The organism is Nocardia araoensis NBRC 100135, assembly GCF_000308435.1.
GTDB classification, from domain to species: domain Bacteria; phylum Actinomycetota; class Actinomycetes; order Mycobacteriales; family Mycobacteriaceae; genus Nocardia; species Nocardia araoensis.
The window spans coordinates 16,425-30,766 of sequence record NZ_BAFR01000214.1; the positions used below are offsets into that span (position 1 = coordinate 16,425).

The following is a 14,342-nucleotide window of genomic DNA, read 5'->3' on the forward strand; positions in this document are numbered from 1 at the left end:
CCTGGGCGCAACCGCTTGCCGCACGGATCGCCGGATGCTGGACAATGGACGCCGTGAACGACGCCGCGAACCATACTGCCGAGTCAGTTCCGGGCCCGCCGTCCACAACTTCGGCTCCGGCCGAGGGCGGGCCCAGGCACAAGACCGGCTCCCGCCTGTACCCACGAGTCACCAGCTTCCGGTCGCGCAGGGGCGCGCTGACCGCGACCCAGCAGCAATCCTGGGACCGGATGTGGCCCTCGATCGGCCGCGAGGTCGCCGACGAGCCGCTGGATGCGGCCGCCTGGTTCGGCCGCGAGGCGCCGCTGGTCATCGAGATCGGCTGCGGCACGGGCACCGCGACAGCCGCCATGGCGCAGGCCGAACCGCACCTGAACCTGATCGGCATCGAGGTCTACCAGCCCGGCCTCGCGCAGCTGGTGCAGCGCGTCGAGCGCGAAGGGATCGAGAACATCCGCCTGCTGCGCGGAGACGCGGTCGACGTGCTGGAGAACATGATTGCTGAAGAGTCGCTGACCGGTGTCCGGGTGTTCTTTCCCGACCCGTGGCCGAAGGCTCGCCATCACAAGCGGCGGCTGCTGCAACCCGCGACGGTCGCGCTGATCGCCAATCGACTGAAGCCGGGCGGCGTGCTGCACGTCGCCACCGACCATGCCGGCTACGCCGAGCACATCCACGCGGTCGGCATGGCGGAACCCCTGCTCAAAGGACTGAACGAGAACACGGGCGGGATCAGCGCGGAGCATCGCTCCACCGCGCCGATCGGATTCGAGCGGCCCGTCACGAAATTCGAGGGCAAGGCACATCGCGCCGGTAGCGCCATCACAGAGCTCATATGGGGGAAGATCGACCGATGAGCGTCAGTGAAATGGCCCACGAAGTGGTCGATGTTGCCGGGGAGGTGCACGGCGGCGGAGCGGAAGGTCTGGGCAGCTCGGGGCCGGACGTGCGCCGCGTCCTGCTGGTGTGGGACGCCCCGAACCTCGACATGGGCCTCGGCGCCATTCTGGGCGGTCGGCCGACCGCCGCCTACCGCCCGCGGTTCGACGCGCTCGGCCGCTGGCTGCTGGCCAGGACCGCCGAACTGTCGGTGGGCGCGATGCACCGGGTGGAACCAGAGGCCACCGTCTTCACCAACATCGCACCCGGCACCGCCGACGTCGTGCGGCCCTGGGTGGAGGCGCTGCGCAACGTGGGGTACGCGGTCTTCGCCAAGCCGAAGATCGATGAGGACTCCGATGTCGACGCCGACATGCTGGCGCACATCGCCCTCCGCAGCCGCGGCGCCGGTCTGGCGGGCATCATGGTCGCCTCCGCCGACGGGCAGGCGTTCCGCGAGCCGCTGGAAGCGCTCGCCGCCAAAGGAGTGCCGGTTCAGGTGCTCGGCTTCCGCGAGCACGCGAGTTGGGCCGTCACATCCGATACTCTCGAATTCATCGACCTCGAGGACATTCCGGGCGTGTTCCGTGAACCGCTGCCCCGGGTGAGCCTCGACTCGCTGCCCGACGAGGGTGCCTGGCTGCAGCCGTTCCGGCCGCTGTCGGCACTGCTCACCTCTCGCCCCGCCCAAGGAGTCGCTTAGTGTTCACACGCTGGGGCGATCTGGTATACCGGCTGCGTTTCGCCGTCATCGGCGTGGTCGTGGCCGGTCTTCTGGCTCTCGGTGGCTACGGCCTCGGGTTGGAGGACCACCTCAGCTCCAGCGGGTGGGACGATCCGACCTCGGAGTCGGCGCGCGCGGCGCGGATCAAAGACGGTGCCTTCGAACGGGATCACACCTCCGACGTCATCGTGTTGTACACGGCGCCGGAGGGCAAGACCATCGATGATCCGGAATTCAGCGGCAAGATCATCGAGAATCTCGGGAGTCTGCCCCGCGAACATCCCGACGAGATCACCAAGATCAACGGTATCTACTGGCGCAACGACCAGAACATTCCGGTCCAGGCCTCCGTTTTCGGCTCCAAGGACAAGAAGTACGCCTTCGCCTCCATCGCCATCAAGGGCGACAACGACACCGAGATGGTGCGCAACTACCGGAAGGTGAAGAACGTCTTCTTCATCCCCGGCGTGGATGTGCAGGTGACGGGTCTGCAAGCCGTGGCGGGCACGCTCAACGACACCATGGCCGACGACCAGAAGCGCATGGAGATCCTCGCCATTCCGGCGGTGGCCATCCTGCTGTTCTTCATCTTCGGCGGTATCGTCGCCGCCGGATTGCCATTGATCGTCGGCGGTCTCACCGTGATCGGCGCTTGGGGGATCGTCCGCTTCATCACCGAATTCACCGAGGTGAATTCGTTCGTCTCGCCGGTCGTCTCGATGATCGGCCTCGGCTTGGCCATCGACTACGGCCTGTTCATCGTGAGCCGATTCCGCGAGGAACTCGCCGAGGGGTACGACACCAGAGTCGCGGTCCGCCGATCGGTGATGACGGCGGGCCGCACCGTGGTGTTCTCCGCGACGATGATCGTCGCCAGCCTCGGCGGCATGCTGCTGTTCCCACAAGGCTTCTTGAAATCGGTCGCCTATGGCGCCATCGCGACGGTCTCGCTGGCGGCGCTGACCTCCATCACCGTCCTGCCCGCCATGCTGGCGGTGCTCGGCAAGCGCGTCGACATGCTCGGCCTCAAGCGGTTCCGTAAGACGAAGACCGCCGACGAGGTGGAGAACGGCATCTGGGGGCGTACCACCCGCTGGGTGATGAAGCATCCGCTCAAGATCGCGATCCCGCTGTGCATCGTCCTGCTGCTGCTGATCATCCCCGTCAAGAACCTCAGTTTCGGCGGCATCAACGAGCGGTATCTGCCGCCGGACAATCCGACCCGGCTGGCGCAGAAAGAGTTCGACACGGTCTTCCCACTGCGCAAATCGGATCCGATCGAACTGGTCTTCGTGGTCGACAGTCCCAGCCGCGCTACCGATGTGGGCAAGGTGGTGAAAGAGGCGAGCAAAGCGCCCGGGTTGGCGGGCGAATTCGCTTACCCCCCCAGCACGGCCCCCAACGACAAGACCATTTACAAGACTTCCGTCACGTTGACCAATTCGGAGGACTCCGATCCGACCATCGAGTATCTCCGCTCGCTCGAGATACCCGACGGCGTCACCATGCTCGTGGGCGGTCAGCCGACGATCCAGAAGGACAGCATCGACGCGCTGCTGAGCCGGATGCCCTTGATGATCGCGCTCGTCCTGTTCGTGACGACGCTGTTGATGTTCCTGACCTTCGGCTCGTTGGTGTTGCCGATCAAGGCCGCGCTGATGAGCGCCCTCGGTCTCGGGTCCACGCTCGGCATCCTCACCTGGATCTTCATCGATGGCCACGGCGCCGGGTTGTTGAACTTCACTCCGCAGCCCATCATGTCGCCGGTGCTGGTGCTGATCATCGCGATCATCTACGGCCTGTCGACCGACTACGAGGTCTTCCTGATGTCGCGCATGGTCGAGGCGCGCGCTCAGGGCGCGAGCACCACCGAGGCGGTGCGGATCGGCACCGCGCAGACCGGTCGGATCATCACCGCGGCCGCGTTGATCCTGCTCGTCGTCACCGGCGCGTTCGCCTTCTCCGACCTGGTGATGATGCAGTACATCGCCTACGGCATGATCGCCGCGCTGTTCATCGACGCGACCGTGCTGCGTATGCTGCTCGTCCCGGCCACCATGAAGCTGCTCGGCGACGACTGCTGGTGGGCTCCGGCTTGGATGAAGAAGGTGCAGGAGAAGGTCGGTCTCGGCGAACCCATTCTCGACGACGAGCGAGTCGGCGGCAGCGATGTCGTCGACCTGGTGAAGACCACGCCGATCACCGATCCGGTGACCATGCAGATCCCCGCGGTCGCCGCCGCCAACAAGATGCCGCGCAGGCGCAAGCCGCGCACGGTCGCCGAGATCGAGGCCGAGGCCCCGACCAGGCGGCTGGACCGGGTACCGCCGTCGCCCGCACCGCAGGCGCCGCCCGCGCCGCCGCCGCTCGATCCGGCCAGGCAGCGGCCGGAACCGCCGCGGAATTCCACACCGCCGCAGGGTGAACCGATTCGCCCGCGGCGGATCTCGCAGGCCCCGAACGATCCTCGTGCGACACCCGACCAGGCGGAGCAGCGGCCGCCGCGACCGGCGCCGCCCACCGGCCTGCCGCAGGACCCGCACGCATCGCTCGCCGGTGTGCCGTCGGTGACCCTGCCCGAGCCGAGTCTGCGTCCCACTGTCTCGCCGATCACGCCACCTGCCCCACGCCCGACTCACGTGCCGGAACCGCGCCTGCTGTCCGGCATCGCGCAGGATCCGACCATCGACCTCGCACAGCAGGAGCCCGGCGCTGCCCGTCCGGCGCGTCACCTGCCGCCCGAGGATCCTGCCGCTTCCGACGGTCCCGCGCACCGCGCCCCCGAGCCCGAGGCTCCCGCGGAGCCGTACAACGGACCGGACACCACCAACCGCAGCAGCATCGAGAGCTGGATGGCCGAACTTCGCTCCTCACGTCGCCACATCGGCCGGGTGTCCGAAGAGGGTAGGCACCACGGCGGCGACGGCCGCACGGTGAGCGTGAACGAACTGCTGCGCCGCCGCGATCGCGAGTGAGCGGTCGCCGCTGCGATCGGTCAGCTTTGTCGACCAGTTTCGTCGGGCTTCTCCGGCTGCTTCGCGGCGGTCGTCGCCGTGCCATCGCTGCCGGCTCCCGCGTCGGCGAAGGCACGGGCGTAGCGGGTGCCTGCCACGAGCAGGAGAATGCCGACCACGAGGAAGGCCGCGACGCGGACCAGGCCGTCCAGGGTGGCCAAGTCGAAGAGGAACAGTTTGGCCAGTGCGGCTGCCGTGACCGGTAATCCGGAACCCAAGGCGAGTTTGGCGACCGCGGGCGCGGCGGCGAGTTCGCGCAGTCCGAACAGCAGGGCGCCGGTCGCCGCTGCCATCCACAGGATCGTCGCGGCGCTGTGGCCGAGGAGAAACCCGTTCGGCGCTCCGGTCGCGACGCCGATGGAGACCGTGGTCGTGGTCACCGCGTAGAGTCCGGCGACGCTCGCGGCGATCCATGGCCACGCGCCGCCCGCGGCCTGGCCCGCCAACCGCCGCGCGCACCACAGCGCCACCGTGGCCACCGCGAGGGCCAGCGTCGCGCCGAGCACCGTCGCCACGCCCAGGTTCGCCTCCGAGCGGTGTTGCGAGGCAAGCACTCCCGGGCTTGCGACATTGAGCAGCGTCAAGCCGCCGAGCACAGCGAACGCCGCGCCGAGACATGCCACCGCGCGGGACATCCGCTGGCCTGCGACGCCGAGGAAGATCAACGCCACCAGCAGCAGAGCGGTGGGCAGCGTCCGCGTCTCGGTGGCGCCGACACACGCCTCGAGCAGCGCGATCGACCCCGCGACGGCGGCCACGAGGGCCGTGTGTCCCGGAATCGGGAACAGCACACGCGCTTTCGGCACCATGCCCACCGCGGCGACGAGCAGAAGCACCGCGGCGACGATCGACGCCACCGACACCGCGACGAGCCGGTCGGAATACATTCCAGGTGCGAGCAGAATCGGCACGAGCGCCGCCGCCATCGTCAGAGAGGCGGTGAGATCGGCAGGCCGGTGCCGGACGACGACGATCGTCCCGGTGACCCCTACGGAAGCGACCGCCACCGCGGCCACGAGCACCCAGGTGCGCTCGCCCGCGGCGGGAGTACCGAGAATCGCACCCGCGACGAATACGAACGTCGCCAGTACGGCGGGCAATGTCCGTGCCACATGCAGATACGGCCAGTCTCGCGTCAATTGCACCGGTACGCAGGCCAACTGCAACACGATCAAGAAAGCGAGCAGTACCGGCCGCGTGGTCACCACCGGAGACAACGCCGCCGCGGCGAGCACCACCAGAACGGCGAACGGCTGTGAGCGCCACCGCATCGCCGAACCGACGCCCGCGGCGGCGACACCGAAGGCGACCGCGAGCCCGAGCACCGGATGCAGCCAGTGGTAGATGGCGGTCACCGCGACGACCTCGAGATACGCGCCCGCGATGCCGGTGGCCGCCAGTGCGATACCGCCGACCCGTCCGCCGGTCCGCCGGAAGACCCGCACGCCCGCACCCACCAGTGCCGCCGAGACGACCGCCCCGGCAAGCACTCTCGGCACCGGCCCGAAGAATCCCGCCTGGGCGGCCAAGACCAGCAGCATCGCCACGCCGATCAACGTCACCGCGACTCCGGCCAACGCCAGGATCCGGCTGATCACCCCGTCACGCTGCCACCACGGCATGTGTGGCACCGCGCGCGGCGGGACAGGCGGACGAGGCGGCACCGCTCCCCGCGCGTTCGGCGGCCACGGAGCGCCACCCCAGGCACTACCGGGCGGCGGGGCGAAACGCGGAACATACGCGGGCTGCGGAGGTGGAACCGGCACACCGGCCGCCTGCGGTCGGCCCGGCCACGGCGACGTCATAGGTGGCACCGCAACGGATCCGCCCACACCAGACGTGCCGGGTAGCTCACCAGGCGCGCCGGACGCCGATCCAGGTACATCCCCCGACCCGCCCGCACCTGCCATGCCGGACGAGCCCGGACGCACCGAGACGCCGGTAGCCGCGACGACCTGCTCACGCAGCAATCCCAGATCCCGCCCGAGCACGCCCAGTTGCGTCCCCAGGGTGGTGAACTCGCCGGAGAGCCGCGCGAGCAACGCCGGATCGATCGAGGTAGTCATGACTTCATGCTGGTCACCGCGATGCGCGCGGGCATGAGTAGTTACCCCTGGTAGACAGGCGGGTTCTACCCGGCTGTCGGACCACCGCCCGACCGGCCCTCACCCGGGCAGTCGGATGAGGGCCGGTCGCGCCAGGTGGTCAGTAGGTGCGCAACCCGACGACCTCGTGCACGGCGTCGATCACCGCGGCGCGCGGCGGCATGCGCAGGACGCCCGGCGCGGGCTCGCCCGCCCAGTGCCAGCCCAGAGCCGAGTCGGAGCTGGGCAGCAGGATCATGCGACCGCCGGGAACCACCGTGACCCCATGTCCGGCGAGACAGCGCCGGACCGCGACCTCGACCGGCCGAGCCGGGCTCGGGGGCGTGACGAGAAAGGTCCACGCGCGCTCCCCGGGGTCGGCGATGACTGGTGCGGTGTGGTTTCGGTCCAGCTGAACGAGCACCTTGCGGCCCAGTTCCGGCGGCATGACGAGCGCGCCGATGATGGAGCCGGTGGTGATCGTCGGGCGTCCGGCCAGCAGCTGAACCGGAAGCCCGTAGGTATGCCGCAGCAGATGCGCGACTTCCTGGGAGTTGTGACAGCCCTCGAACATCGCCTTACTCCGCATCGCAGTAGCCGAATTCGGACGAAACGACGGACGTTCGGTGTAGCAACCCGCGCTTGTCGCGCATCCGGGTCCCGGTATTCGCGGGAAGAGCGCTGACGTGGCGTACCGAGCGAATTGCGCTGTGGCGCTGCGGTCGCGTGGTCTGTGCACCGGGCCGGCGCGCGCGATCGGCGCGCCCGGCCTGCACGGTGTTCTTCGGCATGGTTTTCATTGCCGCCGCCCTTTGCAGTCAAAGTTGCAGAAAGGCAACGGTATTCCAACCAGCAGCGAACGAGTCGTACGCAATGTCCCACTTCGGTAGTCGCAGATAACATAGCGTCGTACTCTGAAACCCAGATTTAACAAAAGGACTTGGGTATGGACGAATCGTCGATCGGAGTTCGGATCCGCCAGTTCCGCGGCAAGGCGCTCACGCAGCGCCAGCTCGCCGACCAGGCGGAGGTCAGCGTGGATCTGGTCCGCAAGCTCGAGCAGGGTGGCAGGCAAACCGCCTCCATCGCCAGCTTGCAGAAGATCGCGCGGGCCCTGGACGTGGACATCGCCGATCTGATCGGCAAGCGCCAAGGCGTGCCGTCCACCAACCCGGACGCGGGCATCGTGGCCATCCGCCGCGCGCTGACGCCGGTCGACGACCTACTCGGCGAGACCAGGGAAGAGGAGGCGGTCAGCCTCGACGACGGCCGGCGTGCGGTCGAATACGCCTGGGGCGCCTACTGGTCGGGCCGTTACGAATTGCTGACCTCGATCCTTCCCCCGGGATTGACCCAGCTGCGCGCCACCGTGCACGCGGCACGCAACGGTTCGGTTGCGCCCGCCAACGAGTTGCTGGCCAGGATGTACTGGGTCACCGGATGCACGCTGGTGCATCTCGGCCAGACCGAGTCCGGCATTCCTGGCCATCCGGCAGGCGCTCGGCGCCGCCGAGCTGGGCAACGATCCCCTGCTGCTCGCCACCATCCGCGGTTCGGTGGCCTGGCAGTTGCTGGTGCAGGGCCGCTACGACGAGTCGCGCGGCGTGGCGCTGAACGCGGCCGCGACCCTGGAGCCCTCCGGCGACGTCACGCCCACGCATCTGTCCGCCTACGGCTCGCTGGTGTTGCAGGGCGCGACCGCGGCGGGCCGGGCCCAGGACGTGCACGACGCCTTGTCCCTGGTGGAGGCCGCGAGCGAGGTGGCACTGCGGATCGGTACGGACCGGCAGGACTACGAGACCTATTTCGGCCCTTCCCAGGTCGTCATGCAGACCGTCGACGTCAACGTCTCCTCCGAGCGCTACCCGGAGGCGCTGGCCGCGGCCAAGGACATGCCGGTCAACGGCAGTCTCCCGCAGGCGTCCCGGGCCCGGCACCTGGCCGACACGGCGGTCGCGCTGACTCGCACCGGTCAGCATCGGCGCGCGCTGGACGCCTTGCTCACCGCGGAGCGGGTGGGCGGCGCGGACTGGCTGAAATACCAGACGCTGCCCCGCCATATCGTGTCCGAACTGCTGGACCACGATCGCAAGGTCCCGCTGCGCGCGTTCGCCCGCCGGATCGGGGTCAACACCTAGGTCGCCGATCGCTCCCCGGCTCGTTCGATCACTTCGTCCAGCACCTCGCGCGAGCGCAGGAGATCGTCGATGGTGCGGGTGATCCGCTCGCGCTCGGTGTGCAGCTCGGCGACCAGGGCGGGCGTGGCGTACTCGTTGGGACCGCCGTCCGCGTCGCGCATGCACGGCAGGATCCGCGCGATCTTCTTGCTGGTGAGTCCCGCCGCGAGCAATTCCTGAATGTGGATGACCCGGTCCACCGCCCGCTCCGGGTAGTCGCGATGACCGCCCGGCGTGCGGTCGGAGGCAAGCATGCCCTGCTCCTCGTAGTAGCGCAGCGACCGTTCGCTCACCCCGGTGCGCTCGGCGAGTTCCCCGATCCGCATCTGTCACCTGGCCTTTCACGTTCGGGCTTGAAACTCACATTGATGTCAAGTTTTACCGTAATGCCATGACGAACGCAGCGGCTTCCGCCCTTTTCCAGCCCGTGGCTCTCGGCTCGCTCGTGCTGCCGCACCGCCTCGTGATGGCCCCGATGACCCGTAACCGCGCCGCGGCCGACGGCACGCCGTCCCCGCTGATGGCGACCTATTACGCACAGCGCGCGGGCGCGGGCCTGATCGTCGCCGAGGCGACCACGCCGAACCAGGTGGGTCAGACCTACGCGAACATCCCCGGCATCTACACCGACGCGCACGTGGCGGGCTGGCGAGCGGTGACCGGCGCCGTCGCGGCGGCGGGCGGGCGCATGTTCCTGCAACTCCAGCACGGCGGCCGGGTCGGCCATCCGGACAACAGCGGGCTGACCCCGGTCGCGCCCTCGCCGATTCCGTTGCCCGAACCCATCCACACGCCCGGCGGCGCGCAGGATGCCGTCGTCCCGCTGGAGATGTCCACCGCCGATATCGACGCCACCATCGCCGACTTCGCGTCGGCGGCCGAAAACGCCATCGCGGCCGGATTCGCCGGAGTCGAGGTGCACAGCGCGAATGGTTACCTGCTGCACCAATTCCTGGCGCAGAACACCAATCAGCGCACCGACTCCTACGGCGGGGCGGTGGCCAACCGCATCCGATTCACCGTGGCGGTGGTCGATGCGGTCGCCGAGGCGATCGGCGCCGAGCGCGTCGGCGTGCGGATCTCCCCCGGAGTGTCCGTCAACGGCATCGACGAGGGCGACACCGAGGAAATCTATCCCGCGCTCGTCTCGGCGCTGGCCGAGAAGGGGCTCGCCTACCTGCACTCCGTCTTCGCCGACCCCGATCAGCCCCTCTTCCAGCGGATTCGGCAGCTGTGGCCGGCCGCCCTGATCGCGAATCCGAATCTGGGCTGGGGCGTCCCCTTGCCCGAGGACGGCGGCAGGCGAGCCGCGCAGCGCCTGCTGGAAGGCGGAGCGGACGCGGTCTCGCTGGGGCGCTCCTTCCTGGCCAACCCCGATCTGGTCGAGCGGTTCCGCACCGGCGCACCACTGAACCCGGTGCGCGACGCGCACTTGATGTACGTGGGCGGCACGGAGGGCTACACCGACTACCCGACGCTCGACCTGATCCCCGCGGCCGGCTGACCCGCCCGCTCAGCGACCCATCAACCGGCGCCACTGCGCCATGAACGGCTGCTTCGCGGTGACCGAGCCGAAGCGGATCTTGCCGTGCACCACCAGGTGCAGAGGGCCGATCGGCGGCCCGGTGCGGACCTTGTTGTTCACGCTGGAACCGATCAGCTCCAGCCCGTTCAGGTCGACGGTGGCCTCCGCGGGCACGATCAGGGTGATCGAGCCCGCGAAGTCGTCGACTCGCAGCTCGACCACCTGGGTCGACATGATCGCCTCGGTGAAGTCCAAGGTGACCCCGGACAGCCAGTTGTTCAGATACAGGGTGGGCGGCACCTGCCACGGGCCGCGGCGGCTCACCCCGGACAACCGCGAACGGATCACGTTGCCCGCGCCGTTCGAGGCGGGCGCCTGCCTGGTGAAGGCGGGCGAGGAGTTGACGAACGTCGAGGTGGGCGCGGCGGGCTGCCCGACCAGGCGGACGCCGGGCAGATCGATCAGTACGGCGTTCAGTTCGCCGCGGGTCTTGGCGGCCAGCGCGGTGTCCATCCGCTCGGTGAACTCACCGAGCGAGAGCATCCCCAAGCCGACCGCGCGCTGCAACAGCTGACCCACGTGTTCCCGCTCGGCGTCCGACACGCGCAGTTCCCGATCGCCCACGGCGCCGCCGGAGCCGACCGCATTCGATACCGATTCGGGCCCACCCATGCGATCGAGATTACCGAGCAGGAGGCCACGGCCGCATCAGGGCGATCCCTGATTCCACCGCGTTCGCCCGGCTCACTCGAGCCCTTGTTCGATGGCGTAGCGAGTCAATTCCACCCGGTTCGCCAGCTGTAGTTTGCGCAGTGTCGCCTGCACGTGATTCTCCACGGTGCGGTGACTCAGTCCCAGCCGCGTCGCGATCTGCTTGGCGGACAGCCCTTTCGCCACCATTCGCAGCACCTCGGTCTCGCGCTCGGTCAGGGCGGGCCGGTGCGGCTCGTCGGCTCGCGCCGGCGTGGTCGCCATCCGCCGGTACTCGCCGAGCACCAGGCCGGCCAGCCCCGGTGTGAACACCGCTTGACCGGCCGCGGTGGCGCGCACCGCGTCGATGAGCTCGGCCGCCGACGCGCTCTTGACCAGGTAACCCGATGCGCCCGCCTTGATCGCGTCGAGCACGTCGTCGCGCTCGGCCGACGCCGAGAGCACCAGCACCCGGCTCCGCGGCGACACCCGCAGCACCTCGGCCGTCGCCTGGGCCCCGTTGCCGTCGAGCAGCTGCATGTCCATCAGCACCACGTCCGGCCGCACCGCTGCGGCGCGCCTGCTCGCCGCGGCGACACCGTCGGCCGTGGCCGTCACCCGGAATCCGGCCTCGGTGAGGTCGCGTGAGACGCCGTCGCGCCACATCGGGTGGTCGTCCACCACCATTACCGAAATGGACTCGGCCGCCTGGTCCGCCATCCGCGCCTCCCCGTCTCTCATCTGGGCACCCGGAATTCCCATTCTGTGCCGAACCCGACCCCGCCGTCGATCTCGGTGAGCAGATCCGCGCTGCCGCCGAGGGCCGCGATCCGCCCGACGATGGACCGGGAAACCCCCATGCGCCCTTCGGCTTCCGCCTCGGCCAGCCGTCCGGGCGGGATGCCGACGCCGTCGTCGCGCACGCTGATCACCAGTTCCTCGCCGGTGTCCTCCAGCAGCACATACGCTCTCGCGTCCGGCCCGGCGTGCAGTGCCACATTGGACAATGCCGTGGCCACGGCCGAGGCGATCTCGTTCGCCATCCAGCGGCCGACCCGCACCGGATCGCCCGGCGTGGACACCGACACCGTCGGCGTGGATTGCGCGGTCAGCAGCGGCCGCAGATCGACCTCGGCCCCACCCGCGTCCCGGTGATCGGCCTGCTCGGTGATCAGCACGCGCAACGCCACCTCCTGCTCACCGGCGCGCAGGGCCAATTCCTCCGTGGGGCCGCCGATCTCGCTGCCGCGGCGCTTGATGTAGCTGAGCACCTGCAACACCCCGTCGTGCACCTCGCGCGACAGCCGTTCGCGCTCCTCTGCCGCCGCGGTCAGCCGCACCGCTTGCTCCAGCTGGTCCTGGGCGCGGCGCGCGGTGTTGGCGGCCAAACCGAGTGCGAGACCCACCGACACGAGCACCGGCACCGTCGCATCCGCCCACACGTCCTCACCCCACTGATCGCGCACCGTCAGTGACACCGCGGCGATCAAGGCTCCGGACAGCACGCCGGCGAACGGCCCGCGCAGGATCGCCGCCCCGATCACGGCGTTGGTGGCCCACAGCGTGGTCGGCAGTGTCTGGTGCCCGTGATACCAGCCATAGTCGGCGACCAGGCGGGTGGCGGCCATCAGCCCGATCACGACCACGTGATCGCCGATCACCACCCAGGTGCGCAACCGGGCCACCTCGGGGAAGTGCCACTGCGACAGCATGATCGCCGACGCGCCCGACCACACCGCCATCAGCGCGATGAGCACCCAGCTCAACCGCTGGTTGGTGTAGTACGGCACCGAGGCGATCTGCTGACCGACCGCGTACAGCAGTGTGACCAGCCGCAGCGCCTGCGCGGCCCGCCACAGCGGGGTGGTGGCCACGTCGGCCGAGCGCAGCTCAGTCCTTCGCCGTGCCGTCGTCGGCTTGCGCGCCGTCATCGGACTCCGCCTTCCGCTGCGCCGCCTCCGTGGCCTGCTTCTTGGTCGCCTCGATCAGCGTCGCGGCCAGGTCGAACCGACCGGGCTCGGGCCGATCCGGTTCGGCCGTATACAGCCCGCGATGGTCCTCGACGGTGTGCAGTTCCTCGTAGAGTTCCTCGGGTCCTTCCAGCAACGACCGGATCGCCGTGTTCATCACCGCCACGAACGGCACGGCCAGCAGACCGCCCGCTATCCCGCCGATCACCACGCCCGCCGTGATCGCGAGCACCACGGCCAGGGGATGGATGCTGACCGCCCGCCCCAGCAGCAGTGGTTGCAGCACATGACCCTCCAGCTGCATCACCGCGATGATGATGCCGAGCACGATCAGGGCGGTGACCAGTCCTTTGGTGACGAGTGCGATGAACACCGCGATGAACCCCGCCAGGAACGCGCCGATGATCGGGATGAACGCGCCGATGAACACCAGCGAGGCCAGCGGCAGCGCCAAGGGCACACCCAGAATGGCCAGCCCGGCGCCGATGCCGATGGCGTCCACCGCGGCGACCACGACGGTCGCGCGGACGAACCCGACCAGCGTGCCGAATCCGAGCCGCCCCGCGGTGCGGACCCGCTCGCGATGGTCGGTGGGCACGATCCTGGTGACGAATTCCCAGATCTGATCGCCGCCGTAGAGGAAGAAGATCAGGATGAACAGCGTCAGGAAGGTGCCGGTGAGCAACTCGCCGATCACGGTCGCCGTGGTGAGCGCCCCGCTGGTCAGGCTGTCCTGGTTGGACTGGATCGCCTTCACGATCGCGTCACCCGCGTTGCGGATCTGCTCGTTGCTCAGATGCAGCCTGCCGTTGATCAGCCAGTCCTGGATCTGATGGATGCTGTCGGTGAACTTGTTCGACAGTTGCGGCACACCGGCGACGAACTGTTCCACGACGAAGGTCATGATCCCCGCGACCACGCCGATCGACCCGACCAGCGCCACGAAGACGCCCACCGAACGCGGCACGCCCAATCGCTGCATCCAGTCCACCAGCGGCGCCAGCAGGGCCGCCGCCAGCAGGGCGATGGCGAGCGGAATGACCACGGTCGCCAATTTCTGCACGATCGCCGTGACCGCGATGCCGAGCGCGAACAGCACCAGCAGTCGCCAGCCCCATTCCGCCGACACCCGGACGATCGGATGCACCGTCTCCGCGGCGGGCCGCGACAGCGTGATTTTCCGCTCTGGACTTGGCTTCGGGTCGCTCACCTCCGTGAGCCTAATGTCTGCTGCCGGACGTAGTCCGTCTTCAGACAGCGCATGGCCGGAGCGAAGGCG

The 14,342-nt window shown here is 69.0% G+C and carries 13 protein-coding genes and 1 pseudogene; 6 read left to right on the plus strand and 8 right to left on the minus strand.

Annotated features, from left to right (window positions below; translation table 11 throughout):
* The first annotated feature begins 44 nt into the window (after positions 1–44).
* Genes trmB through ON21_RS28715 form a run of 3 tightly spaced genes read left to right on the plus strand, consistent with a single transcriptional unit; the run spans position 45 to position 4,578 of the window.
* The gene (gene trmB / locus ON21_RS28705; RefSeq protein WP_039802981.1) at positions 45–857 is read left to right on the plus strand and encodes a tRNA (guanosine(46)-N7)-methyltransferase TrmB; all 813 of its coding nucleotides are present in this window, start codon (positions 45–47) and stop codon (positions 855–857) included.
* The gene (locus tag ON21_RS28710; protein ID WP_039802982.1) at positions 854–1,582 is read left to right on the plus strand and encodes an NYN domain-containing protein; all 729 of its coding nucleotides are present in this window, start codon (positions 854–856) and stop codon (positions 1,580–1,582) included. Before trmB ends, ON21_RS28710 begins: the two co-directional genes overlap by 4 nt.
* Positions 1,582–4,578 carry an MMPL family transporter gene (locus tag ON21_RS28715; protein ID WP_039802984.1) on the plus strand — a complete coding sequence of 999 codons (2,997 nt, stop codon included), beginning with the start codon at positions 1,582–1,584 and terminating at the stop codon, positions 4,576–4,578. Before ON21_RS28710 ends, ON21_RS28715 begins: the two co-directional genes overlap by 1 nt.
* A 20-nt stretch (positions 4,579–4,598) precedes the next feature.
* Here ON21_RS28715 and ON21_RS28720 read toward each other — a convergent pair whose 3' ends face one another.
* Both ON21_RS28720 and ON21_RS28725 read right to left on the minus strand, forming a co-directional pair.
* Positions 4,599–6,422, minus strand: coding sequence for a DUF2339 domain-containing protein (locus ON21_RS28720; RefSeq protein ID WP_083880946.1), 1,824 nt, complete (start codon positions 6,420–6,422; stop codon positions 4,599–4,601).
* A 400-nt stretch (positions 6,423–6,822) separates the two neighbouring features.
* Positions 6,823–7,290, minus strand: coding sequence for a hypothetical protein (locus ON21_RS28725; protein ID WP_245562776.1), 468 nt, complete (start codon positions 7,288–7,290; stop codon positions 6,823–6,825).
* Positions 7,291–7,647: 357 nt separating this feature from the next.
* Here ON21_RS28725 and ON21_RS40275 point away from each other — a divergent pair.
* Positions 7,648–7,782, plus strand: a pseudogene (locus tag ON21_RS40275) (helix-turn-helix domain-containing protein); the annotation flags it as partial.
* A 233-nt stretch (positions 7,783–8,015) separates the two neighbouring features.
* Here ON21_RS40275 and ON21_RS40665 read toward each other — a convergent pair.
* Complete coding sequence (locus ON21_RS40665) at positions 8,016–8,138, minus strand: hypothetical protein (RefSeq protein WP_281032705.1); 123 nt, start codon at positions 8,136–8,138, stop codon at positions 8,016–8,018.
* 119 nt (positions 8,139–8,257) lie between these two features.
* On the opposite strand from ON21_RS40665, the gene ON21_RS40280 reads away from it, so the two are divergent.
* Positions 8,258–8,839, plus strand: a complete 582-nt coding sequence (locus tag ON21_RS40280) for a hypothetical protein (RefSeq protein ID WP_245562777.1) — start codon at positions 8,258–8,260, stop codon at positions 8,837–8,839.
* On the opposite strand, the gene ON21_RS28740 is transcribed toward ON21_RS40280, so the two are convergent.
* Complete coding sequence (locus ON21_RS28740; protein ID WP_039802989.1) at positions 8,836–9,204, minus strand: MerR family transcriptional regulator; 369 nt, start codon at positions 9,202–9,204, stop codon at positions 8,836–8,838. The genes ON21_RS40280 and ON21_RS28740 overlap by 4 nt on opposite strands.
* Before the next feature lie 65 nt (positions 9,205–9,269).
* On the opposite strand from ON21_RS28740, the gene ON21_RS28745 reads away from it, so the two are divergent.
* Positions 9,270–10,382: an alkene reductase gene (locus tag ON21_RS28745; protein ID WP_039802990.1), complete on the plus strand. Its 1,113-nt coding sequence runs from the start codon at positions 9,270–9,272 to the stop codon at positions 10,380–10,382.
* Positions 10,383–10,391: 9 nt separating this feature from the next.
* Here ON21_RS28745 and ON21_RS28750 read toward each other — a convergent pair whose 3' ends face one another.
* The 4 genes from ON21_RS28750 to ON21_RS28765 all read right to left on the minus strand — a co-directional run bounded on the left by ON21_RS28750 (position 10,392) and on the right by ON21_RS28765 (position 14,273).
* Positions 10,392–11,027, minus strand: a complete 636-nt coding sequence (locus tag ON21_RS28750) for a DUF1707 SHOCT-like domain-containing protein (protein WP_039803030.1) — start codon at positions 11,025–11,027, stop codon at positions 10,392–10,394.
* Positions 11,028–11,147: 120 nt separating this feature from the next.
* Positions 11,148–11,813 carry a response regulator gene (locus ON21_RS28755; RefSeq protein WP_039802991.1) on the minus strand — a complete coding sequence of 222 codons (666 nt, stop codon included), beginning with the start codon at positions 11,811–11,813 and terminating at the stop codon, positions 11,148–11,150.
* A gap of 17 nt (positions 11,814–11,830) precedes the next feature.
* Positions 11,831–13,024 carry a MacS family sensor histidine kinase gene (gene macS, locus ON21_RS28760; RefSeq protein WP_051021437.1) on the minus strand — a complete coding sequence of 398 codons (1,194 nt, stop codon included), beginning with the start codon at positions 13,022–13,024 and terminating at the stop codon, positions 11,831–11,833.
* Positions 12,984–14,273 carry an AI-2E family transporter gene (locus ON21_RS28765; RefSeq protein WP_051021438.1) on the minus strand — a complete coding sequence of 430 codons (1,290 nt, stop codon included), beginning with the start codon at positions 14,271–14,273 and terminating at the stop codon, positions 12,984–12,986. The genes macS and ON21_RS28765 overlap by 41 nt, the downstream gene beginning before the upstream one ends.
* Between the last annotated feature and the right edge of the window lie 69 nt (positions 14,274–14,342).

What these genes read in the sequence shown, in the direction of transcription:
- ON21_RS28720 (WP_083880946.1), bottom strand. Translation starts at nt 6,422, where the DNA reads ATGACGTCGCCGTGGCCGGGCCGACCGCAGGCGGCCGGTGTGCCGGTT.
- macS (WP_051021437.1), bottom strand. Translation starts at nt 13,024, where the DNA reads ATGACGGCGCGCAAGCCGACGACGGCACGGCGAAGGACTGAGCTGCGC.
- ON21_RS28710 (WP_039802982.1), top strand. Translation starts at nt 854, where the DNA reads ATGAGCGTCAGTGAAATGGCCCACGAAGTGGTCGATGTTGCCGGGGAG.
- ON21_RS28725 (WP_245562776.1), bottom strand. Translation starts at nt 7,290, where the DNA reads ATGCGGAGTAAGGCGATGTTCGAGGGCTGTCACAACTCCCAGGAAGTC.
- ON21_RS28740 (WP_039802989.1), bottom strand. Translation starts at nt 9,204, where the DNA reads ATGCGGATCGGGGAACTCGCCGAGCGCACCGGGGTGAGCGAACGGTCG.
- trmB (WP_039802981.1), top strand. Translation starts at nt 45, where the DNA reads ATGGACGCCGTGAACGACGCCGCGAACCATACTGCCGAGTCAGTTCCG.
- ON21_RS28745 (WP_039802990.1), top strand. Translation starts at nt 9,270, where the DNA reads ATGACGAACGCAGCGGCTTCCGCCCTTTTCCAGCCCGTGGCTCTCGGC.
- ON21_RS28755 (WP_039802991.1), bottom strand. Translation starts at nt 11,813, where the DNA reads ATGGCGGACCAGGCGGCCGAGTCCATTTCGGTAATGGTGGTGGACGAC.